Origin of the sequence: Litorimonas haliclonae (assembly GCF_965138505.1) — a bacterium.
Lineage (GTDB): Bacteria > Pseudomonadota > Alphaproteobacteria > Caulobacterales > Maricaulaceae > Litorimonas > Litorimonas haliclonae.
The window spans coordinates 148,651-172,484 of the sequence record NZ_CBCSCO010000002.1 but is presented as its reverse complement, the minus strand read 5'-3'; the positions used below and the strand labels follow the sequence as shown (position 1 = coordinate 172,484).

Sequence of the window (23,834 nt, the reverse complement as noted above, 5' to 3'; positions counted from 1 at the left end):
GACGACTTTATGAAATTACCCGTTGATTTTCCACCCCTAACATACCATAGGGGGGTATGTCCAATGCGGGTCTGAAATATATCGGGGGGCTTGCCCTGTGGCTGTTGGGGGCGTCTTTCGCCGAGGCGCGGCCTGTTTCTTATCCCGACGCCTGGACGTTGATGATAAAAAATGATGCTGACCAAAACAGTCTCCATGCCCATTATACTCTGGACACGAAACACAGTCTTGGTCTGAGGCTGCTTTATGATCGGGATCGAGACTTTGTCTTTACGGGCCTGCAGGCAAACCGACTTTTAAAACGCTGGAATAAACGTGACAGCCAAGCCAATCTTTATGGCCGCGTGGCCGTAGGGGTGGTCAATGATGAAAAACCGTCTTCCCTCGCGCGAGACGACGACGAAGCCCTGATGATAGGCGTTTCGGGCGATTGGGAAACCCGCCGTTATTTCGTCTCCGCTGCGGCAGAGCACTGGGATAATGGACGGTTTGACGAATATTCCAGCTACCATGGACGATTAGGCGTAGCCCCATATGTCGCCAATACTGGCGCGCTTCATACATGGATTATGATCGAAGGCCACCACCGCCCCGAGAGCCGCCGCAATGAAGATGAATTAGGGGCAACAGCGCTACTCCGGTTTTTTAAAGGCCCTAGCCTGCTGGAAGTCGGGGTCGACGACCAAGGCGAACCCCTTTTAAATTACGTTCACCGTTTCTAAGGAGATGAAAATGAGACTGACATCACTATTGATTGGCACCACACTTGCTTTATCCGCGCCGATCGCGTCCCACGCAAAAGACAGTCTCGAACCAGCTGTCATTATGCAAACAGCTGACACTAAGGTCGGATTGAACGGGTTGGTCTGTGATTTCTGCTCTATCGCTTTGAACAAAACATTCAAAAAAAATGACGCCGTTGCCGCAACTCACGTCGATCTAGATACTAAAGAGCTGTCCATCGTCTTTAAAGACGGTCAGTCCCTTGATGACGAAACAATTACAAAATTGGTGAAAAAGGCAGGGTATAGCGTGACGGAAATTACCCATAAACCAGACCTTAAAGTCGAGACCAAAGCAGAATAGCCATGAGCCGCTTGAACCTGGCAACCCGCGAAACGGCTGCGCCCGCAATAGCTCTGGCAACCAGTTTGTCGACGCTGGTATGCTGCACACTTCCGGCAGTGATGATCACATTCGGTATGGGCGCCGCCCTCTCTTCTCTCACCGCCAATATCCCGCAACTCATCTGGTTATCGGCTCACAAACCTTTGGTTTTTGGCGGCAGCCTTGTTTTGCTCTTCGCTGCCTGGGGTGTGCGCTACCTGACCCGGAACATGCCCTGCCCCGCAGATCCGGCGCAAGCTAAACTCTGCTCCAACCTAAGACGTTTTGGAGGATGGATTCTGTACATTGGGTTTGGCGTATGGGTAATTGGCGCTTTTTCCGCATTTATCTTACCTAAACTGCTGAGCTGAACTGCCTTCGGTTAAAGGTGATATCGCGAAATGCTTTTTCGTGATATAAGCGGGCATGATTAGATCACTATTGGCCGCATTGTTGCTAAGCTTGCCCGTCGCGGCCAGCGGGCAGGTTATGGTTGTCGGCTCAGGCGATGCCGAAAATTGCTATAAATTGACCCGAGACGGCAATCCCGGAACGTCTGAGGCTATACAAACCTGCCGCGCGGCCTTAGAAATTGGTCTTCTACAAAAGGACCAAGCCGCGACGCATATAAATACAGGAATTCTTTATATGAGAGCCGGAGACTATGATAAAAGTCGCGACCATTATGAAACAGCGATTAACTACGCTCCTGACCTTCCCGAAGCCTATATCAATTACGGAGCCGGCCTAATTTATATGGAGGATTACCGCCTAGCGATTGACGCTTTGAGCACAGCCATTGACCTGGGAAAGACTAAGCCGTTGGAAAAAATGCCGGAAGCGCTCTTTAACAGAGCCCTCGCCTATGACCGGGAGGAAAATTACAAAGCCGCATATCTCGACTTGCGGCGCGCTTTGGCGCTGCGCCCTGATTGGCCGCCCGCTTCGGCCGCGATCAGGCGGTACGATGTAAAGGCGCCCTCCTGATATGCAGGCTTTTTCATCCTCTGGCGGCTTTCCTCTTGAGTTTGGGACAAGGCCCTTTATCAAGGGTCTTTATTCGATATATGAGCTATGATTTTTTATGAACCTTATTAAGCCTTCCTATAATTATGACGAGCTGATCATCAGCGGTGAGAAGAGCCTGTTTGGACAGGGTAATGCTAAATTGCCCCTGCCCCCCATGCTGATGCTCGACAGGATTACGCATATTGACGACAAGAGCGGCGAATTTGGCAAAGGCCACATAGTGGCAGAGCTGGATGTAAATCCTGACCTCTGGTTTTTTGAATGTCACTTCCGGGGCGATCCGGTCATGCCAGGCTGTTTAGGTCTGGACGCTATGTGGCAACTCGTCGGGTTTTGGCTAGGATGGACCGGCTCTCCGGGCCGCGGCCGTGCGCTTGGCGTGGGAGAAGTAAAATTTACCGGACAAGTTACACCTGATGTCAAAAAAGTTCGGTATGAAATTGACCTCAAACGCGTTATACGCCGTAAACTCGTCCTCGGAATCGCGGAAGGTCGCATGTTCGCCGATGACGTGGAAATTTATAAAGCCAGTGATCTTCGGGTAGGCTTATTTGTACCTCAAGATGGAGAAGCTTAATGCGTCGTGTGGTTGTCACCGGATTGGGAATTGTCTCCTGCATCGGCAATGATGCAGACAGTGTCGCTGAAAGCCTGAAAAATGGGAAGTGCGGCATCACGAAAGATGAAAAAATGGCGGAACTTGGCTTCCGCAGCCAAATTTCCGGACGTCCGGATTTGGACCCCAAAGACTATGTGAACAAACGCTCCATGCGTTTCATGGCAGATGCGGCCGGATGGAGCGCTGTCGCTATGGATCAAGCCATTGCGGATGCCGGACTTGACGAATCTGTTATTTCAAATGAACGCACAGGCATTATCGCCGGATCCGGCGGTCCCTCCGCTATCGAAATCGTCCGGGCAGCAGACATCACTCGCAAGAATAACTCTCCGAAACGGATTGGCCCGTTTGCTGTGCCGAAAGCTATGTCGTCTACAGTGTCTGCGACGCTCGCGACGCATTTCAAAATCCTTGGTGTAAATTACTCCATTACCTCCGCCTGTACGACTTCACTGCATTGTATCGGCGCGGCCGCCGAACAAATTCAATGGGGTAAACAAGACGTCATGTTTGCCGGCGGCGGTGAAGAAATCGAATGGGCGATGAGCTCGCTCTTTGACGCTATGGGCGCGATGAGCAGCAAATATAATGACATGCCGGAGCTAGCCTCCCGCGCTTTTGACAAAGACCGCGACGGGTTTGTTATTGCTGGCGGCGCAGGCATGTTGGTTCTCGAAGAATATGAGCACGCAAAAGCTCGCGGCGCGAAAATCTACGCCGAGATCACGGGTTATGCTGCCACGTCTGATGGCCATGATATGGTGGCGCCAAGCGGCGAAGGCGCAGAGCGTGCCATGCGCATGGCCCTGAAAGACGCCGGGCTTGAAACGGTAAATTATATTAATCCCCACGCCACTTCGACGCCGGTCGGTGATATCGCAGAAAGCGCCGCGATTAACCGTGTCTTTGGCGATAACGGTCCTTATGTGTCTGCCACGAAATGCCTAACAGGCCATAGCTTGGGCGCGGCAGGCGTTCAGGAAGCCATTTACACCTTGTTGATGATGGATCGCGGTTTCGTTGCCCCTAGCATCAACATTTTCGATCTTGATCCGGAAATCGCGACGATTAACATTGCGCAGGAAGTGGTCGAAACCGAAATTAAAACGGCCATGTCGAACAGTTTCGGTTTTGGCGGCACGAATGGCAGTGTGATTTTCTCAAAAATCTAGAATATTTTAAAACAGGCCGTTCAATCATGTTTGAATGGTCTGTAACTTTTTTATGATGGCACGAATTTTATTCTGCCGCGTATAACCTTCACATATACGAAGGAACCATCATGAAATTTTTGTCCCTAATTCTGGGCACAACGGCGCTTTGGAGCGTCGCCGCATTTGCCGAAGCACAAACCAGCATCTTTGACATCCCGCCGGATAAAGCGGAGAGCACAGCGTCTATAGGCATCGCTGGCGTGAGCCTTGATAGTTATGTCGGCAGCGAAGAGACAGACCTGCTGGTGCTGCCATATGTCAACGCAACCTATAAAGGGCGGTTCTTCCTTAACCCGGCTTTGGGCGCTGGCGTCTACGCCATTAATAATGACAAGCTTCGCTTAGGCGCTGCCGCAAATGTGGCCTTTGGCCGGGACGGAAAGGACACTCCATTCGGCGGCACAAGTTATGAAGAAGCGTTCGACGTAAGTACGGGGGGGAGCGGGAAAGTCTTTGCACGCGCTAATCTTCCTTTCGCAGCCTTAGATGTCGTCGGAACGGTTCCTATCGGGGCAGATCATGACGGCGCAAAGCTTGACACTTTGCTCACCACTCTCGTCAAACCGACTGACAGGTTTACGCTGACTCCCGGCGTGCGGGCCACTTTCAGCACAGGCGATTTACTGGACACGAATTACGGAATTGACTCGCGGCAAGCGGCTGCCTCCGGCCTGGCACCGCTTTCCAATGATGATGGCCTGTCCTCACTGGGCGCCCACATCGCAGGATATTATGAGCTGAACGAGGATTATGAGATTGTCGGCCTCGTCAATCACACTTGGCTTATGGGTGATATCAAAGAAAGCCCTCTATCACCAAAAAATACCGGGCTGACGGTAGCGTTGGGCATTGCCCGAAAATTCTAATCCGCTGAATATGATAAAATCGTAGTGACTGTCCCGCGCCCGAAGTCAACATCTTCCAGCCGGGGCACTGAGCGGAAAATAGGGATTGACTGAGACGTCACCACGCATCCCCTTATGATACCTTCACCTCACACGCATACCCTACAAATGTAGGATAAAGAAATTTAGCCTAAGGCCGCCCTCAATCGGCGTCGTTTATTAGGGTAAAATCAGCCCCAAACGTATCGCTCGCGTCACAGTGTGAGTGCGATTAGAGGTCGCCATTCGTTTGGACAAATCCTTCAGGTAATCCCGCACAGAATATTCTGAAATTTGTAAAATTGTTCCAATTTCCCAATTCGTTTTTCCTTGCGCGACCAAGGACAAGACCTCCCGTTCTCGTTCGCTTAAAGTGATTTGGCCAAGAGATTCAGGCATCTCCGTCAAACGGTACATGACATCAAAGACTTGCCGAACAAGCGTTTCGAGGCTGACCATATCGGTTAGCTCCAATTCAAATTCCTTCTCTCGCCCCATAGACATCAACCCGGGGGCTGTTCTGTCCTTAACTATCGGAAAGCAAATTCCATAATTCAGCCCCGCAGCTTTTGTTCCTTCGACATGGGTTTTTTGCTCTTCGGTCAAATTCTGCCAAGCCTCGCGCCAGCGAAAGGGAACAGAAACACGGAACCCGTGCAGGACGAGCGGGCTTTTAGTGATCAAATCTCCCGTGCTCACCAGTTTGTTGATCCATTCATCCGCTCCCTTGGAGAGATGAAACTGTCGGGGGACGTTTTGTGGTGATTGCACGCCGGGGCGAGCGGGCAATAATCGACCCATAGAAATGAAGTCAAAACCAAAAGGCTCTATTGCTTTGCAATATACGTCAAAAGCTTCCTGAGCCGTGGGAGCCTGATCAATCTTCCCCATCCAATAAACCAGCTCTGATGGGTTCAACAAAGGCGTAGCCGAACTCCCCCCAGATAGCTCTGTTCTAGGCTTATATTGTAAAGTCTGCGCCACCACATTTCCCTCTAAACCCGAATCGGAAGAACCGAATGCTTCCCTGAGTTGTATTGAATTAATTTAGAATGTGACACCTAAATTCTCTGTCGAATTACTTAATCTACGTTAAAATTAATTCGGCAGATTTGACTATGGTGATATTCTGTTCGATCCCATATAATCCCTGCAAATCAAACGAACAGGACGACACATGACTGATATGACCAAAGCGCTGGAAGGCTTTCCAAAAGGCGACCTGATGAAAGGCAAAAAAGGCCTCATAATGGGCGTCGCCAATAAGAACTCCATTGCCTGGGCAATTGCCCGTCAGCTCGCGGCGCAAGGCGCAGAGATCGCATTTACTTATCAGGGCGACGCGCTGCTCCGCCGCGTTAAACCTCTCGCCGAGAGCATTGGCTCTGACATTCTCTGCGAATGCGACGTCACAGATGACGCGACCATGGACAGCACTTTTGCGACGCTCAAAGAAAAATTCGGCAAGATAGATTTTCTCGTTCACGCGATTGCCTTTGCCGGGAAAGATCAACTTGCCGGCTCCTTCGTGGATAATACCACGCGCGAGGGCTTTAAATCTGCGCTGGATATTTCGGCTTATTCCTTCGTCGATGCGGCGCGCCGCGCCTCTGAAATGATGAATGATGGCGGCTCCATGGTCACGCTGACCTATCTAGGATCTGAGCGCGTTATCCCAAATTATAATGTGATGGGCGTGGCAAAAGCGGCTCTCGAAGCCTCCACCCGATATATCGCCGCCGATCTCGGTCCGCGCGGCATTCGCGTCAATGCTATCTCCGCAGGCCCAATCAAGACGCTCGCCGCCGCCGGTATCGGGTCCGGCCGGCACATGTTCCGCTTCAACAAAGCCGCCTCGGCGATGCAAGACCACACGGATCCGGCAGGAGTCGCCGGCGCAGCGCTTTATCTGCTCTCAGATTTGGGGCTCTCCTGCACAGGCGAGACGCACCATGTCGACGGTGGCTTCCACGCCATCGGGATGCCTCAGGAAGAGCCGTTGAAAGCGAGCTTAGCGGATTAAGTTTTAAAACATTCTGCCCTGTGCCATTCCATGTAAGCAGGGTGGGGCCAGTCAGATTCTTTGACTGGCATAATTGCTTTTCTATCTGTCACTAATAGGCGGTCAATTTCATCAATGTTATTTACGTGCCTAGAAACCAAAATATCATGGTCGTCAGAAATCGAAAGATAACCTCGGTCAAACATCCAATGAATTGTCCCTGATAATGCTAAACCATTACTCACAACATCCGGCCCATCATTAGAAACAGGACGGATATGGGCAGCTTCAACCTCTGCCCTTCCCCCACCATTCACGAAATTCAAGCCCGTAAAAGCACAGGTTTTGCTGTAGGCTTTTATAACTTGGCGCCGAAAAACTCTATCCCGCACTTTACGGTTTTGTAGAGTCTGTAAAGTTAGTCGTGGAGTCGGAACAACATATTCGGGTTGTGCGAAATCAGAAACATAGTTTCCTTGCTCATCATAGTTCTGGAGTTCATCAATACGAGGCAATTCAGCAAACTCGTCTTCAAAGCCTAGGTTCACAATTTTTGCGAAATCCTCTTCGGATATTGGTCTCACGGCGGATATGGCTAGACCACCATTTATTCGCCCATCTTCTAAACTTAATAATGACTCGTTTGGTTGACCATCAACTTTGAAGGGCACGAGTTGGTCAAATGGCAAATATGTATTTGGAGCGATATCAGCATAATAATGGCCGGGTTTGATGAAGTCCTCCCGAATGGCTTTAACTTTTGCAATAGCCTTATAAGATTTTCGCCCTCTCCCTTTCCCAGATTCGTAATAGATAATCCAATCTCCCACAGTAGGTTTTGCCCTAGAGAGATATACTTTTGGGAAGTTGTAGTATTCTTCCGGTCGATCGTCATAAACCGATTGAGGGTTATGTATAAAAACACCCTTAGCCATCTATTCTCCCCACCCGCGCGAAAAAGTCCGCATTAATTTCGAACGCCTCTTCCGCGCCAATGCCGATCTGCACGTCTATACCCGCCTCTTGCAAAAGCGCCGCGCCTCGCCAGTGGACACGGGGGTCGGGGTCAATCACCGCGATATGGCAAGCGGCGATTTTTGCCTCTATCAAGGCGTTGGCACAGGGCGCGGTTTGGCCGTAATGCGAGCAGGGCTCTAGCGTGACATATGCCGTAGAGTCACGCGTTTCTGACCCGGCGCTCATCAAAGCGATGGTTTCAGCGTGAGGACGGCCTCCATCCGCCGTCGCCCCGCGGCCGATAACTTCCCCGTTTTTGACGAGCACGCATCCGACAGCCGGGTTCTCGGCGGTGCGCCCTTTTTGGGCGCGGGCAAGGGAAAGGGCCAAAGCCATATAATCTTCATCACTCATAGGTCTTTATTCCGTTTTTGCTTCGCAAAGGGAAGATTGAATTTGGATGATTTAATCCCCTGCCTACAGAAGTCTAAAAGGAACACTGCGCAAATCGGCCTCTGTTCGGAACGTAACAAGGCAGGCTGTCGTTAGGTGGGCATAGACATTTAAATTCGAGCCTTACTTATGACTGATACGTCCCCACTTTTCGACCCTTCCGAGATGGGAGAGATCAAGCTTTCCAACCGCGTCCTGATGGCGCCGCTGACGCGCAATCGCGCGCAAGCCGACGGCACGCCCAAAACAATGGCGCAAACCTATTACCATCAGCGCAGCTCCGCCGGTCTGATTGTAACCGAAGCCACTCAGATTTCCGATATGGGGAAAGGCTATTTGGACACGCCCGGAATATATGACGGAAGTCATGTGTTAAGCTGGAAAAAGATCACAGATGCGGTGCATGCTGGGGGCGGGCAAATTTTCTGCCAGCTATGGCATGTGGGTCGTATCAGCCACACTTCTCTCTTGCCGGACGGAAAATCCCCGGTCGCGCCCAGCGCTATTCGGGCCGAGACAGAGACATTTACAGCTGAAGGTTTCCAGGCCTGCTCTGAGCCGGTGGCTCTGACCAAAGAGGGAATAGAGCAAACTATTGAAGATTATGCCAAGGCGGCTCTGTTTGCCAAAAATGCCGGCTTTGACGGCGTCGAAGTCCATAGCGCAAACGGTTATTTACTTGACCAATTCCTGCAAGACGGCGCGAATAAACGCGACGACGAGTATGGAGGGTCAATCGAAAACCGGACCCGTTTATTGCGGCAAGTGCTGGAAGCCGTCATGGAAGTCTGGCCCTCGCAGCGTATTGGCGTTCGCCTCTCTCCGCTCGGTCAAGCCAATGACATTAGCGACAGCGATAAGGAAGGTACCTTTGCCTATACTTATAAAATGTTGTCCGATTTCAAACTTGCCTACCTCCACGTCGTCGAGCGTTTCCCCGGAAATGAATCGGACGGGAAAGATGAAAAGCTCATCAAAAATCTTCGAAAACAATATGACGGATTTTATATTGCCAATGGTGATTATGATGCAGAGCGAGCCGTCAAAGCGATAGAGACCGGCCATGCTGACGCCGTCACCTTCGGACGCCCTTTTATTGCCAATCCCGACCTGCCTGAACGCTTCCGCCTCGGCGCGGAGCTGAATGAACCCAACCCCGACACATTCTATGGCGGGGATGAAACCGGATACACTGATTATCCGTTCTTGGACGAAAAAGATCAAAATGAAGAAAAGGAAGAAGCCGCATGAATCCCACAGTCACCATAAACCCTGCCACAGAAGACGTTATTGAGCGTCATACCAAACTCACCAATTTCGAATTGTCCGAGGCAATTGAAAATTGCCATAAAGCCTATCTCGACTGGCGCCAAGAAAGTCTTGAATCGCGCGCTGAAGTCATCGGAAAAATTGGCAAATCCTTGATGAAACATAAGGATGACCTCGCGGCGCTCATGACCAAAGAGATGGGGAAACTTCTGTCTCAAAGCCATGAGGAAGTCGAACTTTGCGCCGGGATTTGTGAGTACACTGCGGAGAACGGCCCAGCCGAACTGGCCGATGAAGACCGCGATATCGACGATGAAACGCGGGGCATCATTACCTATTCTCCGATCGGTGTTATCTACGGCATCCAGCCTTGGAATTATCCCACCTATCAGGTGATACGTTATTCCATCGCCAATCTGATGGCCGGTAACGGCGTACTTTTGAAACACGCGTCCAATGTTACCGGATCCGGCAAGCTTCTTCAGAAAATTTATGAAGATGCAGGTTTGCCGAAACACCTCTTTAGAACACTGGTCATCTCTCACGAGCAGTCAGACACAATTATTTCCAATGAACGCGTTCGCGGCGTCACCCTGACCGGCAGCTCAGAAGCGGGCCGCATGATTGCTCAAAAAGCGGGGAAAGTTTTGAAAAAAACCGTTTTGGAGCTCGGCTCTAATGACGCCTATATTGTCTTGGCGGATGCCGACATTGAGGCCGCCGTCGACGTCTGTGTGAATGGCCGCGTCTATAATAACGGTGAGACCTGTATCGCGGCTAAACGCTTTATCGTTGTCGAAGATATTTATGATGATTTCCGCGACGCCTATGTCAAAGCCATGTCGGTACTGACCACAGGCGATCCGACGTCGGACGAATTTGATATGGGCCCTATGGCGCGTAAAGACCTTCGCGACGATCTGCATAAACAAGTGCTGGACAGCGTTGCGAAAGGCGCCGAAATTCTTTGCGGCGGCGAAATGCCGGACGGTAAAGGATATTTCTATCCGTCAACGGTACTCGGTAATGTTCTGCCCGGACAGCCCGCCTATGATGACGAGCTGTTTGGCCCTGTCGCCTCCCTGATCAAAGCCAAAGATGCCGAAGACGCTATGCGTATTGCCAATGACAGCCGATTTGGACTTGGCGGCGGCATTCTGACAACCGATACAGATAAAGCTATTGAGCTAGCTCGCGATCATTTCGACACAGGGATGGTCTTTATCAACCGCTTTGGCCTGGCCGTTCCGAATATGCCATTTGGCGGGGTCAAGGATTCCGGTTATGGCCGCGAACATGGCGGCTTTGGCGTGAAGGAATTTGTAAATATTAAGTCCTTGCTGATTCAGAAATAGCCAGACGTGGGCTATTTTCCCTGAGTTTAAGGAAGTTTAATTCCAGCAGACAGAATGTGAAACCTGTGATATAAGGGCCCCAGACAACTTCTGGGGCCAAATTGACATCGTTACTTTCAGAACTGCGTAGGCGCAATATTTTCCGGGTCGCCGGCGCTTATGCCGTTGTCAGCTGGATCATGGTGCAGATAGCCGCCATTACCTCCGCCAGCTTCGGCGCGCCAGACTGGGTCATGAAAATGATTATAGTAACTTTGGTCATCGGATTTCCGGTAGCCATTGTTTTGGCATGGGCGTTTGAGATGACGCCTGACGGGGTGAGGCCGACAGAGGCTATCCCCTCGGATGAGAGTATCGCCTCGCAGACAGGGCGAAAACTGGACTGGGCTATCCTGGTGGGGTTGTTAGTCGTCGGCGGGCTTTTGGCATTTGGGGAGTTTATTCGCCCTGCCCCGTCAACTGAAACCCTGTCAGAAATTTCTCCCGAAGCGATGGCGCAAGCCACCGAATCGACCGAGTCGGATTTGACCTCTATCGGTCCGTCCGAGAGCGACCACCAATCCACGCAGTCCATAGCGGTTTTACCTTTTGAAGATTACTCCGCTGAAAAGGATCAGGACTATTTTGCCAAGGGGATTTCTGAAGAACTCCTAAATGTCCTCGCCCGCATCAGAGGTTTGCGTGTAGCCTCCCGTACCTCGGCTTTTGCCTTTGGCGGCCAGAATAAAAGCGTTCAGGAAATTAGTGACGCACTGAAGGTCTCTCATATTTTGGACGGGAGCGTTCGAAAGTCGGGTGAGACGCTCCGCATTTCGGCGCAGTTAATTGAAACGACGAATGATAATCAAATATGGTCAGCTACCTATGACAGACCGCTTACGGCGAAAAACATTTTTGATGTTCAGGACGAAATTGCGACGGCCATCGTCGAGGAGCTAAAAGGCCGGCTTACCTTTACGCCCGAAGGCGAAACGGGCCGAACAGTCTCTCTCGAAGCGTATGAGCTTTACCTAAAAGCGCGTGAGCAATCCAACCAACGGCTTCCGGCGCCGCTTCTGGCCTCTATCGGTGATTTTGAAGAGGTCATCACTCTGGACCCCAAATTTTCCCATGCCTATTCCGGTTTGGCAGATAGCTATATGCTGGCTTTTGCCTATGGGGCCCTGCCGCGAGAGACTGCCAAAACAGAGGCGCGGAAGAATATTGACCGGGCATTGGTCCTATCGCCTAGCTCTGCTGAAACCCTGACAAGCGCGGCGATGTATGATCATATGTTTTCGGAAAGTCCTGACTCTCAGGCCGCCATTGATTACGCCCTCAAAGCCGTCGCCGCCAATCCTAATTATTCCGTAGCTTTCCACCGTTTAGGGCAGGCCTATGCCAAAAAGGGCGATTACGAAAAGAGTCTGAAAGCGTTTGAGCAGGCCAGAACGCTTGACCCTCTCTCCGCCTCCATCCTCAATAATATTGCCAGGATTCAGCGCCTCACGGGCGATTGGAAAGCTGCAAAAGCCACCACACTCGATAATATAAAATGGAATCCGGAGCAGCCCGCAGGGCATATCGCTTTGTCCGTTTTCTACTTCTATGAGGGTGACTTCCTAAATAGTTTTCTTTCGGCCAAAGAAGGGCAAGCCCTAAACCCCAATGATCCGACGCCGCCTATTATCCTGAAGGAAATATTCATCAAAGCGAAGCTTTTCGACCAGGCTTTGGCAATGGAAAACAGCGCGGACACGCAGGCCGTCATTGCATTTGAACAAGGGGATTTTGAGGCCGCGCGAGCAAGCCTGCCGAAAATGCAGGACCTCACACAAAAAGCTTACCTTGCCTTTCTATTGAAAGACTATGAGCGCGCCGCCACGGCCTATGACAAAGTTATCACGGAAAAGAGCTATAATGCCCTCAAAGCCGATACGGATAATTTGGTCGATTTTGCGAATATCAGCTTTGTCTTCGGCAAGCTGGGCCTGCCCAAATCCACCCCCTACCGGTCGCGCCTGACAGACTATTTTGGCCATCAAAGCGCTTATGATTTTGATCAGCTCAACCAACTATGGGCAGGCGCGGTTTTTAAAGCCTCCGGTAAAACCCCCACAGACGCCCTGTCCTGGATTGATAGAATGATCAGCCTCGGTCAGGCGGATAATATGTTGGAAGGACCGGCTTTTGACAGCTTGCGAACGGCCCCAGAATTTGTGGCTTACCAAGCTCGCATGTCCGAAAACCGGTCATCTCTTAACACGGTCATAAAGGCTAAATTGGCCGACCCTGAACCAAATTGGGTCAAGGTCGACTGACTTTTTTCGCTTACTCGCCGAGCGCTTCGTAGGTTACGAGGCGATAATTCGCCCCCGGCGCGGCTTTCATCAAATCACCAATTTCGCCATGAAGGGCGGCGTCCCATTCCGTCCAGCGTTCAATAAAATCATTCGCGGCGTCTCGGTCGCCTTGATATTGGAAGTCGAGCACGACTTCTAAAAGGCTTTCCACAGCAGCCGGATAAAGGTCGTAATTAATTGTAAGCTTTCCGTCTTCCATCGACAGGACGTCCTTATCTAAAAGCCAATTCCACTGGATAAGTTGCATCGTGCCGTAAGCCTGATCGCGGCGAGGTTGGTTTTTATTGAGCACCCGCAGAATACCAGAGGCATAAATTGCGCGTAATCTTTTGTCGCTAAACGTCCCGGCGGCATGAAGTTTTTGTGCCGAGAAAAGCGAGACCAGGTCCGCCTTCATCTCTTCCATCAGGTCGGCTGTGTCCTGCAAAGCCGCGTCAATGTCCTGTCCGTCCTTTGTTTGGTCCGGCCCCATATAATGCCCGATTTCATGCCAAAGTGTCCGGTAAAAATTCCCCTCGAGTTCGAGGTCGTCGTGATGACGGTCAACGATTGCCGCCTGATAGGCTGACTTTGAATCCGCGAAGATTTTCTCATTCGTCAGGACGTTAGAGCGGATTAGAATAGTCCGGCCATATTGACGGGACAAATGGCCCTCATTCGGCAAGATGGTCGCGGTATTTGTCCCTCTCGCCTGACCGTAATCCGCGATCACATTATAGACAGCGACAGGAATATTGCTGCGCACCTCTTTATTGGCTGTGTAAGGCAGCGCATCTTCAATCGCCTGAATATCACCAATTGAGGCCGCAAGTTCTTCACTTTTTTCAATATCGCGCTGTAGCAGAGAAAGGCTGAAAAAGCTCTTCACACCGTAAAGGGCGTCGTCATAGGTTTCATAGCTCCCGATCTGGGCGTTAAGATTTCCGGTGAATTCTCCTGTGACCCAAGCCGCGTCTCCGCCGTCATAATTATCCGTCAGCAAATCCACGGCGCGAAGTTTTAAAAAGCGGGAAAAAGCAATATCGTCTTCTTCCATGACCTCGGCCGCGTGAGTAAGCCGGTCATAAATAAACATAATATCTTCGGCGTAAGCGACAGAATAAGGCAGAGCGAAAAACTCCTCTGCGTCTTCAATATTTTCGCGAAGGCCCGGGTGGAGAATATCTAAAGCGGGAAACAGGTCCAGCTTGTCAAACGCCTCTTTTTTCTCTGCCTCATCTGCGCGTTTTACAACGGCCCGGAGGTCTAGAATTTCATCCCGCGCTTCAGGGTATTCGGCAAGGAAAGCGTCCATCTCTTCACGCGTGATTTCGTCAGGATAAACATTTCGGCGAGGCGCTTCTGCGTCGACATTTAGAAAGGCTTTGCGTTTATTGTCCGGCGTCGTCGCAATTGGCCCTTTCATAATGCGGAATAGATCATCCAGATCATCGCGAGTGGTTTCTTCCTTGAGATAGGCCTCAACCGCGCGGGCTTGTGGGTGGCGCTGTTCCAGATAGAGCGTATGAAGGCGGGCCCCGGCTTCCATCAAATCCTGTGCGGCGATTTCTTCGGCTTCGCTGAGCGCCAATGCGTCATAGTCGAATTTTATCCGCATTGTATCGTCGAGAATTTCAGCCGTCCGGGATTTATCCCAAGCACCCTCAAGGTAATTCGCCGTTAGTTTTTCGGATGTTTTCGGGGCGTCCATTTCAGAAGTTTTAACGGTCTCTTCCGGATCGGCGATGTCGCGTAATTGGGCGTGGGAATAGCTTGCCTGGGATAGAACGGCGAAGGCAATGCCAGTTAAAAGAATAGGCTTCATAATAAACTCCGAAAGAACGCTTTTGTTTATGTTCTCACATCGCTCTATTTAATCAAGTCTTTCTGCCGCCCCGGCAGCTTTGACGCTGAAACACAAAATTAGTCTATATTAGGGACTGGACGCGGCCCAAGGAAATCAATCATAAGCCAGTCATGACCCAGATAGCTGAAACCGATTTTGAGACTTTTTTGAAAGTGGACATCCGAATAGGGACTATTGTGAAAGCAGAGCCCTTTCCCGAAGCCCGCAAACCCGCGATTAAAATGCAAATCGATTTCGGGCCGGAAATCGGTATTAAAAAATCCTCAGCGCAAATCACAGACCTCTACTCGCCAGACCAGATTGTCGGTAAGCAGGTCGCGGCGGTCGTCAATTTCCCGCCTCGTCAAATTGGCCCCCTTATGTCAGAAGTCCTGACCTTGGGCTTTCCGAATGAGGACGGCGCAATTGTCCTGTTCAGTCCGGATAGCAAAACCCCCAATGGATCGAAACTGGCCTAAGTGAGACATAGATGAACGATATTTGTCAAATTTACCTGCTTACGCCCCCTGCTATCCCGGACATCGGCGCGTTTTTAGAAGAATTAGAGGCGGCTTTATCCGCAGCCCCTGTCGCCTGTCTGCAAATCCGTTTGAAAGACTTAAACGATTCAGCTCTCATTCAGGCTGGGAAAGCGATTGTGCCTCTCTGTCATCAATATGGCGTTGATGTCCTGATGAATGATCGGCCGGATTTAGTCGACGCAATAGGGGCAGATGGCGCTCATATCGGACAGGACGATATGGACTATTTTTCATCTCGTGAACTGTTGGGCGGGGATGCGATTATTGGCGTGACCTGTCATAATGCCAAGAGCCTCGCTTTTGAGGCTGCGGAAGCAGGCGCGGATTATGTGGCCTTCGGCGCGTTTTTTGACACGTCCACTAAAGACCCAAAAACCCGCGCAGAATTGGAGATTTTGCAATGGTGGCAAGAAGCCGTCGTCATCCCCAGCGTCGCCATAGGCGGCATCACGGTGGACAATGCGAAACAAGTGATAGAGGCGGGCGCGGATTTTATCGCGGTGTGTTCGGGCGTATGGAACTACAGAGATGGGCCCGCCAAAGCGGTCTCGCAGCTCTCTGCGCTGTGCTCGGGGCAAGCGTAAGTCTTTCTCCTGCCTATGCAGAGCCCGTTATCAATACGGTGGAAAGCCAAGCCAATTTCGAAGCCGCTCTTGAGGCCTATCAAGGCGGAAAAATAGATACCGCGCTCAGCCTTGCCAAAACCGCCGCCCGAGCCGGAAGTTCTGACGCCGCCGTCATGGTGGGGCATATTCTCCGTAAAGGCGAAACGGGCCGAATAGATTTGAAAGCCGCCCGGGAGTGGTATGATCGCGGCGCAATCAAAGGCCATCCAGACGCGCTGGTCGCTTTGGGCGAAATGGGAATTCGTCAGCAAGGCGGCGTTACTCAAATAGAAGCCGTCTCTTACCTAACCCGCGCGTCTGACGCCGGGCGGACAGATGCAATGCGGGCACTCGCCGATATGTACCGCACCGGACAAGGCGTTAAGGCGGATCCTGAACAGGCCCGGTATTGGCTTGAAAAATCAGCACAAAGTTTCGATCCCAAAGGCACTAAGGCCTTGGCGGATTCTTTGTTTGAAAGTGATCCAAAAGCGGCGCTTAAGGCCTATGAGCAGGCGGCGGCGGGCGGAAATATCGACGCGGCCTATATCGCCGGCGTTATGTATGCCGAGAATTTTAATATTCCTCCGGATGAGCAAAAATCTTCTAAATGGCTACGCGTTGCTGCCGAGGGCGGACATGCCGCCGCCATGGCGGATTACGGCCTGTTAGTTTATCAAGGCGTTGGCACGAAACAGTCAGAAAAACAGGCCGCGGCCTGGTTTCAAAAATCAGCGCAAAAAGGCGATCCTGAAGGTCAGTTTTTATATGCTTTCACCCTTGCTAAAGGCGAAGGCGTGGAGCGAAACTTTGAAGACGCTTATTATTGGGTTTTGAAATCAATCCAGAATAGCGAAACAAACCCAGATTTGGATTTGTATGACAAAGATAAATTAACCTTAAAAGCCCGCCTCGAAGAAAATGTCGACCCGGCCCTTGTCGAACGGGCCCGGATTAGGGCCGAGGCCGAAATGTAAAAGCCATTCGCGTAATTTCTAACTCCTAAAGGTGAAGGGGACACAAGTTAAACTTTTCAAAGGGATTAGGATAGTTTAACCCCTTTTTCTATGGCAGAAACAAAAACACCGAATTCAGAAAATTCTTCCCAAAAGGGCTTTTTAGGGTGGGTTGAACGCACCGGAAACCAACTCCCGGATCCGGTCTTTATATTTTTCTATCTGATTGTTTTGCTTATTATCATTTCTGTGATGTGTAGCCTGTTTGGCCTTACTGCCAATCATCCAGTTCAGGAAAATTCTGACGGTTCGCCCCTTATCATTCGGTCGTTAAGCCTGTTATCGGCGGAGAACATTCAACGGCTTTGGGTGGAAATGCCCAAGACTTTCACGCACTTCCATCCGCTCGGCTATGTTCTGGTTGTTATGCTCGGTGCCGGCGTTGCGGAACGCTCCGGCTTGTTTGCCAGCGGCATTCGCCAGGCCGTTAGCGGCGCGCCGAAATATCTGCTGACTCCGGTCGTGGCTCTGGTCGCTATGCTCTCCAATCATGCAGCGGATGCAGGCTATGTCGTCATGATCCCATTGGCGGCTATTTTATTTGCCACCGTCGGGCGTCATCCAATGGCCGGTATTGCGGCTGCTTTCGCCGGGGTGTCCGGCGGCTTCTCCGCCAATGTGTCTCCTGGTCAGCTAGACGCGCTCTTATTCGGAATTACCGAGGCAGCGGTAGACGGCGCCGGAATTGATCCAACATGGGTCATGAATATTGCAGGTAACTGGTACTTCATTGCTGTTTTGATGGTCATCTATTTGCCCGTTATTTGGTATGTCACGGACAAGATTATCGAACCGCGCCTTGGCAAATGGGTGCCCGATGAACGCCAAGCCGAAGAATATGGCCAAGAAGATAAACCTCTCACAGAGGGACAGAAAAAAGGCCTTCGTCATGCAGGCTTCGCTATTTTAGGTGTCTGCGCCCTCTGGGCGATAATGACTTTCGCGCCCGGCACGCCGCTTCTGGCCGATGAAAACGCCGTTGAGGGCCAGAAATGGTACGTCACGGCGACCCCGTTTTTCCGGTCTCTGGTTGCAGGATTCATGATCCTGTTCTTGGCCGCAGGCTGGTTTTATGGCCGCGCCGCCGGGACAATTAAAAGCCATCGTGATCTGGTCGATATGATGGCCGAGGCCATGAAAGATATGGGATACTATCTCGTACTCGCTTTTGCCGCCGCGCATTTCGTTGCCATGTTTAACTGGTCCAATCTCGGCCTTATCAGCGCGGTTCACGGGGCCAATGGCATTGAGGCCAGTGGGTTGCCTCTGCCAATCGCTCTGGGTCTGATTGTCTTGTTTACTGGGCTTCTCAACCTCTTTGTCGGGTCCGCCAGTGCGAAATGGGCGCTGCTCGCCCCGGTTCTTGTGCCGATGTTAATGCTCTTGGGGATTAGTCCCGAAGGCGCAACCGCAGCTTATCGCGTCGGCGATGGCGCGACGAATATCATCACGCCTTTGATGGTTTACTTCCCGCTTATCCTCGTATTTGCTCAGCGCTGGCAAAAAGGGTTTGGAATTGGCAGCCTGACCGCCATGATGATCCCTTATTCCATCTGGATGTTGATTTCAGGCGTTATCCTGATTGTAGTCTGGATTGCCTTGGGTCTTCCGCTTGGCCCCGGCGCGCCGATTTCGTATAGCCTGCCTGGATAGTTACCGAGAACATTTACCTAGGTAGATTATTCAATCATCGAAAAGATTTTATGGTTTTGTCCCAAAATTGTTCGCAGCGTCATTCTAGGCCGATAAACGACATTATGCGACTTCTGAAGCCGATTATTTTGAATGGGACGGAGAGCCATTCATCATGAAGACTCAAAGCTTAAAACCTATTCATGCCTTGCTCGCAATCGTTGTTGCGATTGCAATGTTATTGGTCTGGGGCGCTAAAGGCACGGTAGATGCCTTCAAGGCCGATGAGGCGGCGCAGGCACAAACCACACTGACCAGCAACACCGTAAAAAATATTCGGCAAATACAACTTGCCTTGGTCGAAACCGAGACGGCGAAACGCGGATATGTGATTTCCGAAGACTCTGAGGACCTCCACGCTTTTAATGACGGCATTAAGGATTACCGTGCCGCGATAGAAAACCTGAACACCACGTTACACGGCGTAAAAACACCCGTTCAAGTTAAATTGATTTTCAACGTGGAGCAACTTTCCGAGGAAAAAATTGCGGATATGGTCAGGATAGTGGACTTGGCGCAACAGGAACGACGTGTCGAAGCCGTCGATCTGATCAGAAATGGTGATGGTAAAACACTTATGGGTCAAATCCGTCAAAACCTTGATGCATTATATGAGATTGAACGAGGGTTAATGGAAGATTCCATGGCCAACACCCGTGACATTCAAAAACGCTCCTTTCGTCGGCTTCTTGCAATGGGGGGCGGCGTCTTATTACTTCTATCCTGCATTATTTATCTTTTTGTCAGAGCTGTCTCTTTAGATCAGACCCTGGATCTACTCGAAAAAGTGGATGCGGAACGTCAGCGTTCTGATCTTCTCTCAAAAGAGTTGAACCATCGAGTGAAGAACCTTTTCGCGGTTATCACTTCTATTGTCAGGCTTACCGGGCGCAATGAAAAACATACGGATATAGCCATAAGAAAAATTACGGACCGTATTTTGGCCCTTTCCCGTGCCCACACACTTACTGTGTCGGAAGACAATAAAGACGTGACGGATTTGGAAACTCTAATTCGGGCACTCCTATCGCCCTATGAAACTGCGTCGCGTGATTATAAAATAGAGGGCGCGTATCTAGAACTTACTCAGAGCACGTTGACGCCGCTTGGACTGCTTTTGCATGAGCTTGCTACGAATGCCCTCAAATACGGAGCATGGTCGACGGATAAAGGCGGCTCAATTAACGTTGCATGGAAAATAGAAGCTCTTGAAGAAAGTGACACACCGGAAGCAGTGATTGTGACGCTTTTTTGGAACGAGTCTTCAAACTCCGCGTTAAAAATCACGCACTTTGAAGAATCCGGGTTCGGGTTCCGTATGATGACGATGAGTATGCGTCAGCTAGATGGGGAAATAAACAGAGAATGGAACAACGGACTGAACCTGACCGCCAAATTTCGGCAGGGGTGAAATTGACTAATTCGGAGACGAGCTCCATCGGCGAAAAACGCGTCCTCGTCGTTGAAGACGAAGCTCTGATTGCCCTACAGCTCGAAATGGAAATAGAAGATATCGGCCATAAAGTTGCTGGTACCTGTATGAACTTGCCAGAATGTCTTCGCTTTATAGAAGACGCAGAAATTGACGGGGCTATTCTTGATGTCGATTTACGCGGGGTAGATGTTTTTCCGGCCGCCGAGAAATTACGTCAGAAGAATATACCTTTCGTTTTCCATACAGGGCATGGCGATAAATATCAGATTGAAGAACGTTTCCCCCGCTCCACAGTATTTAAAAAGCCCACCTCGACCAACATTATGCTGAAGAAACTTTTCTCATTCTCGCCAAAAGCCCAAAAGATCTGAAGATAGCTATTGCGTCTGTTTTTTGCAGGCTCCCTGTAATTTACACTGCAAATCATTCTCAACCGTATTGACAATCAGTTGCAATTGCTGTTTATGGATTTCATGATTTATTGCGTCTGCAGACAGATCAACACGGAAAAGGTCGACTTTGCTGCCTCCTGCGGTGCAAAAACGGCCCGTTGCGTGCTGGCCCATTATGGCGAGCGGTTTAATTGCGGAAAATGCGCCTGTTCCATTCAGGACCGTCTGAATAGCAATGCGGCTAAGGTGACAGCTGTCGCCGCAGAGTAGAGGCCTCTCGTCTCTTTCCTTTAAATTTAGCGCTTTAGCGCCTGTAACTCCTCCCCATTTTTTGCTATGCAGGTTTCACAGTCTCATTGAAGGAAAATGACCATGCGCGACGACCCCAAAGTAATTGAACTTCTCAATACAGCGTTGAAGAACGAACTCACCGCCATCAACCAGTATTTCCTACACTCCAGAATGCTAAAAGACTGGGGCATCAGCAAACTCGCGGCCAAAGAATATGAAGAATCCATCGATGAAATGAACCACGCCGATTGGATTATCGAACGGATATTATTTCTCAACGGCCTCCCAAACCTTCAGGACCTAGACAAAATCTTCATCGGGGAGAATGTCGAAGAAATTATTGAATGCGATATGAAGCTTGAAAAAATCGCTATTCCGCATTTACGCGACGCAGTTGAATATTGCGAGAAAGTCCGCGATTATGTCACGCGGGATTTATTTGCCAAAATTCTGACGAGCGAGGAAGATCATCTCGACTTCCTTGAAACTCAGCAGGATCAAATCCGACTTATCGGTATACAGAACTATATTCAAAACCAGTCTCAACCGAATGCAGAGTAAGGGTTTAAAGTCTCTCGCCATATGGCCTTTATTGGCCTTTGCTTTTTTTGCCTTAGCTTTGCCGGCCTGCCAGTCTTCGCAAACAGATAAAGCCGCGATTGAGGCGGAACTTGTTTCCATATTGGACGCGCAAGACGAGGCTTGGAGCGCCGGCGATATTGACGCCTTTATGCAGAGCTATTGGAAATCGCCAGAGCTTCGCTTTGCCTCTGGCGGGAAAGTCAGCCGAGGATGGGAGGCCACCCGCGACGGATACTATACGCGCTATCCAAACCCGGACATCATGGGGAAATTGCTGACGGATGGCTATGAGGTCGATGTTCTTAGTTCCGATGCCGCCATTGTTCATGGCTCTTGGAAACTCGAAAGAGACGGTGAACCCGCTTCCGGACTTTACACCTTGGTATTTAAGAAAATTGGCGGCGAATGGGTTATTACTTCGGACACGACGACTAGTGCTAACTAAAGTTACGCCCGCATATCCTTAGGTGAATCGAGGGTGATATAGGACGTCATGGAACTGACATGGGACAGCGTTCCCAATGTATCCCGGTGAAAATTTTTATAACTTTCCAAGTCTGCAACTTCGACCCGCAATAAATATTCGACCGAGCCAGTGACATTATGGCACTCACGGACTTCAGGCGCGGCCAGCATGGCTTTCTCGAACCCCTTAGAATAATGTCGAGAATGTTCTGATAGTCCAACGGTGACAAATACCGTGACCCCTGCCCCTAATTGTTTGCGGTCAAGCACAGCGCGGTAACCTTTGATAACGCCGCGCCGTTCCAAGTCCTGCGTGCGGCGGAGGCAGGCAGACGGGGATAAGCCAACCTTTTTTGCGAGCTCCGTATTGGATAAACGCCCATCCAATTCAAGACTTCGCAATATATGCGCGTCAATTTTATCAATATCTTTCATATATTGCACAGATAAAACTGTAGACACGCATTATGCAAGGAAATTGACGATAAACTCCTCTATAATTGTGTAAAAAGAGGATTTACGCTATGACCCTTAAGCTTGAAGATTACGATATGTCCGCTGAACGCGGATTTCTTTGCCGGCATGACCCGGCCAAAGTGCAATTGAGCGGAATTCTGAAAAAGTCCGCAGAAACAGCAATGCGTTTATGCGACGTCATGCCAACCGGGAAAGTTAGATCTTACCTGATCGAAAACCTGCCCGAATTTGACAGGTCTATTGTCGACACTTTGACAGACGCAGAGGCGCGAATGGCCATGGTGCATTACTCATTTATGATCCAGGCCTATGTTTGGGGAGAGCCAGAGACGCCGTCAGTTTTGCCCCGCAAGCTCGCAGTTCCCATTACTGCATTGTCTAAAAAAATCGGGCAACAACCGCTCATGCCGTATAGTGGCTATGTTCTCGATAATTGGGCTCGGTTTGATGAAAACGGTCCAATCGATTTGTCCAATATTTACATGGTTCAGAAATTTCTTGCAGGACAAGATGAAGCTTGGTTCGTCCTTGTCCATGTCGCGATTGAAGCCCGGGCCGGTGCATGTCTTGCCCATTTCGGTGATGTAATCGACGCTGCGGATCAGAAAGATGCCGAAAAAGCGCAAGCTCTCCTAGAAGATATGGCCAAAGTTTGGGTGGATTTGAAACATTTATTTGATCGTATGCCGGAACGCTGTGACCCTTATATCTACTTCGAGCGGGTTCGCCCCTATATACACGGTTGGAAAGACAATCCTGCACTTCCAAACGGCCTTATTTATGAGGGTGTGGACGAATTTGAAGGAAAGCCGCAATCTTTCCGCGGACAAACGGGGTCGCAATCATCAATCGTGCCGTCCATGGACGCCTTGCTCGGTGTTGGTCATGCGGCCGACCCCCTAAAGGCTTATCTCGACCAACTTCATATCTATCGTCCGCCGTCCCACCGCCGTTTCATTGATAACGTGCGCGCTAAAAGCAATTTACGGGAATTTGTTAGCCAATCCGGACATAAAGGACTCGTCGAAGCCTATAATGCGAACATTCAAGCTGTGGCGGATTTCCGCTCGCGCCATCTGGAATATGCGGCGAGCTACATCAACAAGCAATCGCGCAAAGCGGCCGGCAATGACCCGGATGTGGGCACAGGCGGGACGCCCTTCATGAAATACCTTAAAAAGCACCGCGACGAGACCGAAGCGAATTTGGTAAGCGTTTAGTTATTAAGCAGCCTTTCTTCAACGCCGATACAAATGGCGCTGGGATGGTGTCTCACCCTTC

Annotated in this window: 26 protein-coding genes; 21 read left to right on the top strand and 5 right to left on the bottom strand. The window is 50.4% G+C overall.

All coding sequences use genetic code 11. The features are described from left to right. Nucleotides 1-56: 56 nt before the first annotated feature. From ACNA05_RS04955 to ACNA05_RS04925, 7 genes are all read left to right on the top strand, one after another. Nucleotides 57-722 (top strand): hypothetical protein, encoded by a 666-nt coding sequence (locus tag ACNA05_RS04955; RefSeq protein WP_415810296.1) that lies wholly within the window; start codon nucleotides 57-59, stop codon nucleotides 720-722. 10 nt (nucleotides 723-732) lie between these two features. Continuing rightward, nucleotides 733-1,086: a heavy-metal-associated domain-containing protein gene (locus ACNA05_RS04950; protein WP_415810295.1), complete on the top strand. Its 354-nt coding sequence runs from the start codon at nucleotides 733-735 to the stop codon at nucleotides 1,084-1,086. Nucleotides 1,087-1,088: 2 nt separating this feature from the next. After that, nucleotides 1,089-1,478, top strand: a complete 390-nt coding sequence (locus ACNA05_RS04945) for a hypothetical protein (RefSeq protein WP_415810294.1) — start codon at nucleotides 1,089-1,091, stop codon at nucleotides 1,476-1,478. A gap of 55 nt (nucleotides 1,479-1,533) precedes the next feature. Further along, on the top strand, nucleotides 1,534-2,094 hold the full coding sequence (locus ACNA05_RS04940; protein ID WP_415810293.1) for a tetratricopeptide repeat protein: 561 nt from the start codon (nucleotides 1,534-1,536) through the stop codon (nucleotides 2,092-2,094). Nucleotides 2,095-2,191: 97 nt separating this feature from the next. Further along, the gene (gene fabA, locus ACNA05_RS04935; protein WP_415810292.1) at nucleotides 2,192-2,713 is read left to right on the top strand and encodes a bifunctional 3-hydroxydecanoyl-ACP dehydratase/trans-2-decenoyl-ACP isomerase; all 522 of its coding nucleotides are present in this window, start codon (nucleotides 2,192-2,194) and stop codon (nucleotides 2,711-2,713) included. After that, the gene (gene fabB, locus ACNA05_RS04930) at nucleotides 2,713-3,927 is read left to right on the top strand and encodes a beta-ketoacyl-ACP synthase I (protein WP_415810291.1); all 1,215 of its coding nucleotides are present in this window, start codon (nucleotides 2,713-2,715) and stop codon (nucleotides 3,925-3,927) included. The genes fabA and fabB overlap by 1 nt, the downstream gene beginning before the upstream one ends. Nucleotides 3,928-4,037: 110 nt before the next feature. Next, on the top strand, nucleotides 4,038-4,835 hold the full coding sequence (locus ACNA05_RS04925; protein ID WP_415810290.1) for a MipA/OmpV family protein: 798 nt from the start codon (nucleotides 4,038-4,040) through the stop codon (nucleotides 4,833-4,835). 198 nt (nucleotides 4,836-5,033) lie between these two features. On the opposite strand, the gene ACNA05_RS04920 is transcribed toward ACNA05_RS04925, so the two are convergent. Then, nucleotides 5,034-5,837, bottom strand: coding sequence for a LuxR C-terminal-related transcriptional regulator (locus ACNA05_RS04920; RefSeq protein WP_415810289.1), 804 nt, complete (start codon nucleotides 5,835-5,837; stop codon nucleotides 5,034-5,036). 193 nt (nucleotides 5,838-6,030) lie between these two features. On the opposite strand from ACNA05_RS04920, the gene ACNA05_RS04915 reads away from it, so the two are divergent. Then, nucleotides 6,031-6,876, top strand: coding sequence for an enoyl-ACP reductase FabI (locus ACNA05_RS04915; RefSeq protein WP_415810288.1), 846 nt, complete (start codon nucleotides 6,031-6,033; stop codon nucleotides 6,874-6,876). Here ACNA05_RS04915 and ACNA05_RS04910 read toward each other — a convergent pair. After that, nucleotides 6,873-7,790 (bottom strand): HNH endonuclease, encoded by a 918-nt coding sequence (locus ACNA05_RS04910; RefSeq protein ID WP_415810287.1) that lies wholly within the window; start codon nucleotides 7,788-7,790, stop codon nucleotides 6,873-6,875. The two genes, ACNA05_RS04915 and ACNA05_RS04910, sit on opposite strands and share 4 nt — an antisense overlap. Further along, nucleotides 7,783-8,226: a bifunctional diaminohydroxyphosphoribosylaminopyrimidine deaminase/5-amino-6-(5-phosphoribosylamino)uracil reductase RibD gene (gene ribD, locus ACNA05_RS04905; protein ID WP_415810286.1), complete on the bottom strand. Its 444-nt coding sequence runs from the start codon at nucleotides 8,224-8,226 to the stop codon at nucleotides 7,783-7,785. Before ribD ends, ACNA05_RS04910 begins: the two co-directional genes overlap by 8 nt. Nucleotides 8,227-8,394: 168 nt before the next feature. On the opposite strand from ribD, the gene ACNA05_RS04900 reads away from it, so the two are divergent. The 3 genes from ACNA05_RS04900 to ACNA05_RS04890 all read left to right on the top strand — a co-directional run bounded on the left by ACNA05_RS04900 (nucleotide 8,395) and on the right by ACNA05_RS04890 (nucleotide 13,189). Further along, the gene (locus ACNA05_RS04900; protein WP_415810285.1) at nucleotides 8,395-9,516 is read left to right on the top strand and encodes an alkene reductase; all 1,122 of its coding nucleotides are present in this window, start codon (nucleotides 8,395-8,397) and stop codon (nucleotides 9,514-9,516) included. Continuing rightward, nucleotides 9,513-10,889, top strand: a complete 1,377-nt coding sequence (locus tag ACNA05_RS04895) for an NAD-dependent succinate-semialdehyde dehydrogenase (protein WP_415810284.1) — start codon at nucleotides 9,513-9,515, stop codon at nucleotides 10,887-10,889. Before ACNA05_RS04900 ends, ACNA05_RS04895 begins: the two co-directional genes overlap by 4 nt. A 101-nt stretch (nucleotides 10,890-10,990) precedes the next feature. Further along, entirely contained in the window at nucleotides 10,991-13,189 is a 2,199-nt protein-coding gene (locus ACNA05_RS04890; protein WP_415810283.1) for a tetratricopeptide repeat protein, read from the top strand. A 10-nt stretch (nucleotides 13,190-13,199) separates the two neighbouring features. Here the strand turns inward: ACNA05_RS04890 and ACNA05_RS04885 are convergent, their stop codons facing one another. Continuing rightward, the gene (locus ACNA05_RS04885; protein ID WP_415810282.1) at nucleotides 13,200-15,035 is read right to left on the bottom strand and encodes an NUDIX hydrolase; all 1,836 of its coding nucleotides are present in this window, start codon (nucleotides 15,033-15,035) and stop codon (nucleotides 13,200-13,202) included. Between the two features lie 152 nt (nucleotides 15,036-15,187). Between ACNA05_RS04885 and ACNA05_RS04880 the strand changes: the two genes are divergently transcribed. The 9 genes from ACNA05_RS04880 to ACNA05_RS04840 all read left to right on the top strand — a co-directional run bounded on the left by ACNA05_RS04880 (nucleotide 15,188) and on the right by ACNA05_RS04840 (nucleotide 22,056). Continuing rightward, nucleotides 15,188-15,535 (top strand): tRNA-binding protein, encoded by a 348-nt coding sequence (locus ACNA05_RS04880; RefSeq protein ID WP_415810281.1) that lies wholly within the window; start codon nucleotides 15,188-15,190, stop codon nucleotides 15,533-15,535. A gap of 11 nt (nucleotides 15,536-15,546) precedes the next feature. After that, nucleotides 15,547-16,182, top strand: coding sequence for a thiamine phosphate synthase (gene thiE / locus ACNA05_RS04875; protein WP_415810280.1), 636 nt, complete (start codon nucleotides 15,547-15,549; stop codon nucleotides 16,180-16,182). Then, nucleotides 16,113-17,180 (top strand): tetratricopeptide repeat protein, encoded by a 1,068-nt coding sequence (locus tag ACNA05_RS04870; RefSeq protein ID WP_415810279.1) that lies wholly within the window; start codon nucleotides 16,113-16,115, stop codon nucleotides 17,178-17,180. Before thiE ends, ACNA05_RS04870 begins: the two co-directional genes overlap by 70 nt. A 90-nt stretch (nucleotides 17,181-17,270) precedes the next feature. After that, a complete protein-coding gene (locus tag ACNA05_RS04865; RefSeq protein WP_415810278.1) occupies nucleotides 17,271-18,872 on the top strand; it encodes an AbgT family transporter in 1,602 nt (533 codons plus the stop codon). Nucleotides 18,873-19,026: 154 nt separating this feature from the next. After that, nucleotides 19,027-20,322, top strand: coding sequence for a CHASE3 domain-containing protein (locus ACNA05_RS04860; protein ID WP_415810277.1), 1,296 nt, complete (start codon nucleotides 19,027-19,029; stop codon nucleotides 20,320-20,322). Continuing rightward, on the top strand, nucleotides 20,277-20,717 hold the full coding sequence (locus ACNA05_RS04855; RefSeq protein WP_415810276.1) for a response regulator: 441 nt from the start codon (nucleotides 20,277-20,279) through the stop codon (nucleotides 20,715-20,717). The genes ACNA05_RS04860 and ACNA05_RS04855 overlap by 46 nt, the downstream gene beginning before the upstream one ends. Nucleotides 20,718-20,810: 93 nt before the next feature. After that, nucleotides 20,811-21,008: a (2Fe-2S)-binding protein gene (locus tag ACNA05_RS04850; RefSeq protein WP_415810275.1), complete on the top strand. Its 198-nt coding sequence runs from the start codon at nucleotides 20,811-20,813 to the stop codon at nucleotides 21,006-21,008. Nucleotides 21,009-21,110: 102 nt separating this feature from the next. Next, nucleotides 21,111-21,590: a bacterioferritin gene (gene bfr, locus ACNA05_RS04845; RefSeq protein WP_415810274.1), complete on the top strand. Its 480-nt coding sequence runs from the start codon at nucleotides 21,111-21,113 to the stop codon at nucleotides 21,588-21,590. A 31-nt stretch (nucleotides 21,591-21,621) separates the two neighbouring features. Continuing rightward, nucleotides 21,622-22,056, top strand: a complete 435-nt coding sequence (locus tag ACNA05_RS04840) for a YybH family protein (RefSeq protein ID WP_415810273.1) — start codon at nucleotides 21,622-21,624, stop codon at nucleotides 22,054-22,056. A gap of 2 nt (nucleotides 22,057-22,058) precedes the next feature. Here ACNA05_RS04840 and ACNA05_RS04835 read toward each other — a convergent pair whose 3' ends face one another. Further along, nucleotides 22,059-22,511 carry an Lrp/AsnC family transcriptional regulator gene (locus tag ACNA05_RS04835; RefSeq protein WP_415810272.1) on the bottom strand — a complete coding sequence of 151 codons (453 nt, stop codon included), beginning with the start codon at nucleotides 22,509-22,511 and terminating at the stop codon, nucleotides 22,059-22,061. 89 nt (nucleotides 22,512-22,600) lie between these two features. On the opposite strand from ACNA05_RS04835, the gene ACNA05_RS04830 reads away from it, so the two are divergent. After that, a complete protein-coding gene (locus ACNA05_RS04830) occupies nucleotides 22,601-23,773 on the top strand; it encodes a PrnB family protein (protein ID WP_415810271.1) in 1,173 nt (390 codons plus the stop codon). Nucleotides 23,774-23,834: the final 61 nt, after the last annotated feature.

What these genes read in the sequence shown, in the direction of transcription:
- ACNA05_RS04880 (WP_415810281.1), top strand. Translation starts at nt 15,188, where the DNA reads ATGACCCAGATAGCTGAAACCGATTTTGAGACTTTTTTGAAAGTGGAC.
- fabB (WP_415810291.1), top strand. Translation starts at nt 2,713, where the DNA reads ATGCGTCGTGTGGTTGTCACCGGATTGGGAATTGTCTCCTGCATCGGC.
- ACNA05_RS04835 (WP_415810272.1), bottom strand. Translation starts at nt 22,511, where the DNA reads ATGAAAGATATTGATAAAATTGACGCGCATATATTGCGAAGTCTTGAA.
- ACNA05_RS04915 (WP_415810288.1), top strand. Translation starts at nt 6,031, where the DNA reads ATGACTGATATGACCAAAGCGCTGGAAGGCTTTCCAAAAGGCGACCTG.
- ribD (WP_415810286.1), bottom strand. Translation starts at nt 8,226, where the DNA reads ATGAGTGATGAAGATTATATGGCTTTGGCCCTTTCCCTTGCCCGCGCC.
- ACNA05_RS04885 (WP_415810282.1), bottom strand. Translation starts at nt 15,035, where the DNA reads ATGAAGCCTATTCTTTTAACTGGCATTGCCTTCGCCGTTCTATCCCAG.
- ACNA05_RS04925 (WP_415810290.1), top strand. Translation starts at nt 4,038, where the DNA reads ATGAAATTTTTGTCCCTAATTCTGGGCACAACGGCGCTTTGGAGCGTC.
- ACNA05_RS04860 (WP_415810277.1), top strand. Translation starts at nt 19,027, where the DNA reads ATGAAGACTCAAAGCTTAAAACCTATTCATGCCTTGCTCGCAATCGTT.
- ACNA05_RS04955 (WP_415810296.1), top strand. Translation starts at nt 57, where the DNA reads ATGTCCAATGCGGGTCTGAAATATATCGGGGGGCTTGCCCTGTGGCTG.
- ACNA05_RS04870 (WP_415810279.1), top strand. Translation starts at nt 16,113, where the DNA reads ATGGAACTACAGAGATGGGCCCGCCAAAGCGGTCTCGCAGCTCTCTGC.
- ACNA05_RS04850 (WP_415810275.1), top strand. Translation starts at nt 20,811, where the DNA reads ATGGATTTCATGATTTATTGCGTCTGCAGACAGATCAACACGGAAAAG.
- bfr (WP_415810274.1), top strand. Translation starts at nt 21,111, where the DNA reads ATGCGCGACGACCCCAAAGTAATTGAACTTCTCAATACAGCGTTGAAG.
- ACNA05_RS04830 (WP_415810271.1), top strand. Translation starts at nt 22,601, where the DNA reads ATGACCCTTAAGCTTGAAGATTACGATATGTCCGCTGAACGCGGATTT.
- fabA (WP_415810292.1), top strand. Translation starts at nt 2,192, where the DNA reads ATGAACCTTATTAAGCCTTCCTATAATTATGACGAGCTGATCATCAGC.
- ACNA05_RS04895 (WP_415810284.1), top strand. Translation starts at nt 9,513, where the DNA reads ATGAATCCCACAGTCACCATAAACCCTGCCACAGAAGACGTTATTGAG.
- ACNA05_RS04900 (WP_415810285.1), top strand. Translation starts at nt 8,395, where the DNA reads ATGACTGATACGTCCCCACTTTTCGACCCTTCCGAGATGGGAGAGATC.
- ACNA05_RS04910 (WP_415810287.1), bottom strand. Translation starts at nt 7,790, where the DNA reads ATGGCTAAGGGTGTTTTTATACATAACCCTCAATCGGTTTATGACGAT.
- ACNA05_RS04865 (WP_415810278.1), top strand. Translation starts at nt 17,271, where the DNA reads ATGGCAGAAACAAAAACACCGAATTCAGAAAATTCTTCCCAAAAGGGC.
- ACNA05_RS04855 (WP_415810276.1), top strand. Translation starts at nt 20,277, where the DNA reads ATGGAACAACGGACTGAACCTGACCGCCAAATTTCGGCAGGGGTGAAA.
- thiE (WP_415810280.1), top strand. Translation starts at nt 15,547, where the DNA reads ATGAACGATATTTGTCAAATTTACCTGCTTACGCCCCCTGCTATCCCG.
- ACNA05_RS04945 (WP_415810294.1), top strand. Translation starts at nt 1,089, where the DNA reads ATGAGCCGCTTGAACCTGGCAACCCGCGAAACGGCTGCGCCCGCAATA.
- ACNA05_RS04940 (WP_415810293.1), top strand. Translation starts at nt 1,534, where the DNA reads ATGATTAGATCACTATTGGCCGCATTGTTGCTAAGCTTGCCCGTCGCG.
- ACNA05_RS04950 (WP_415810295.1), top strand. Translation starts at nt 733, where the DNA reads ATGAGACTGACATCACTATTGATTGGCACCACACTTGCTTTATCCGCG.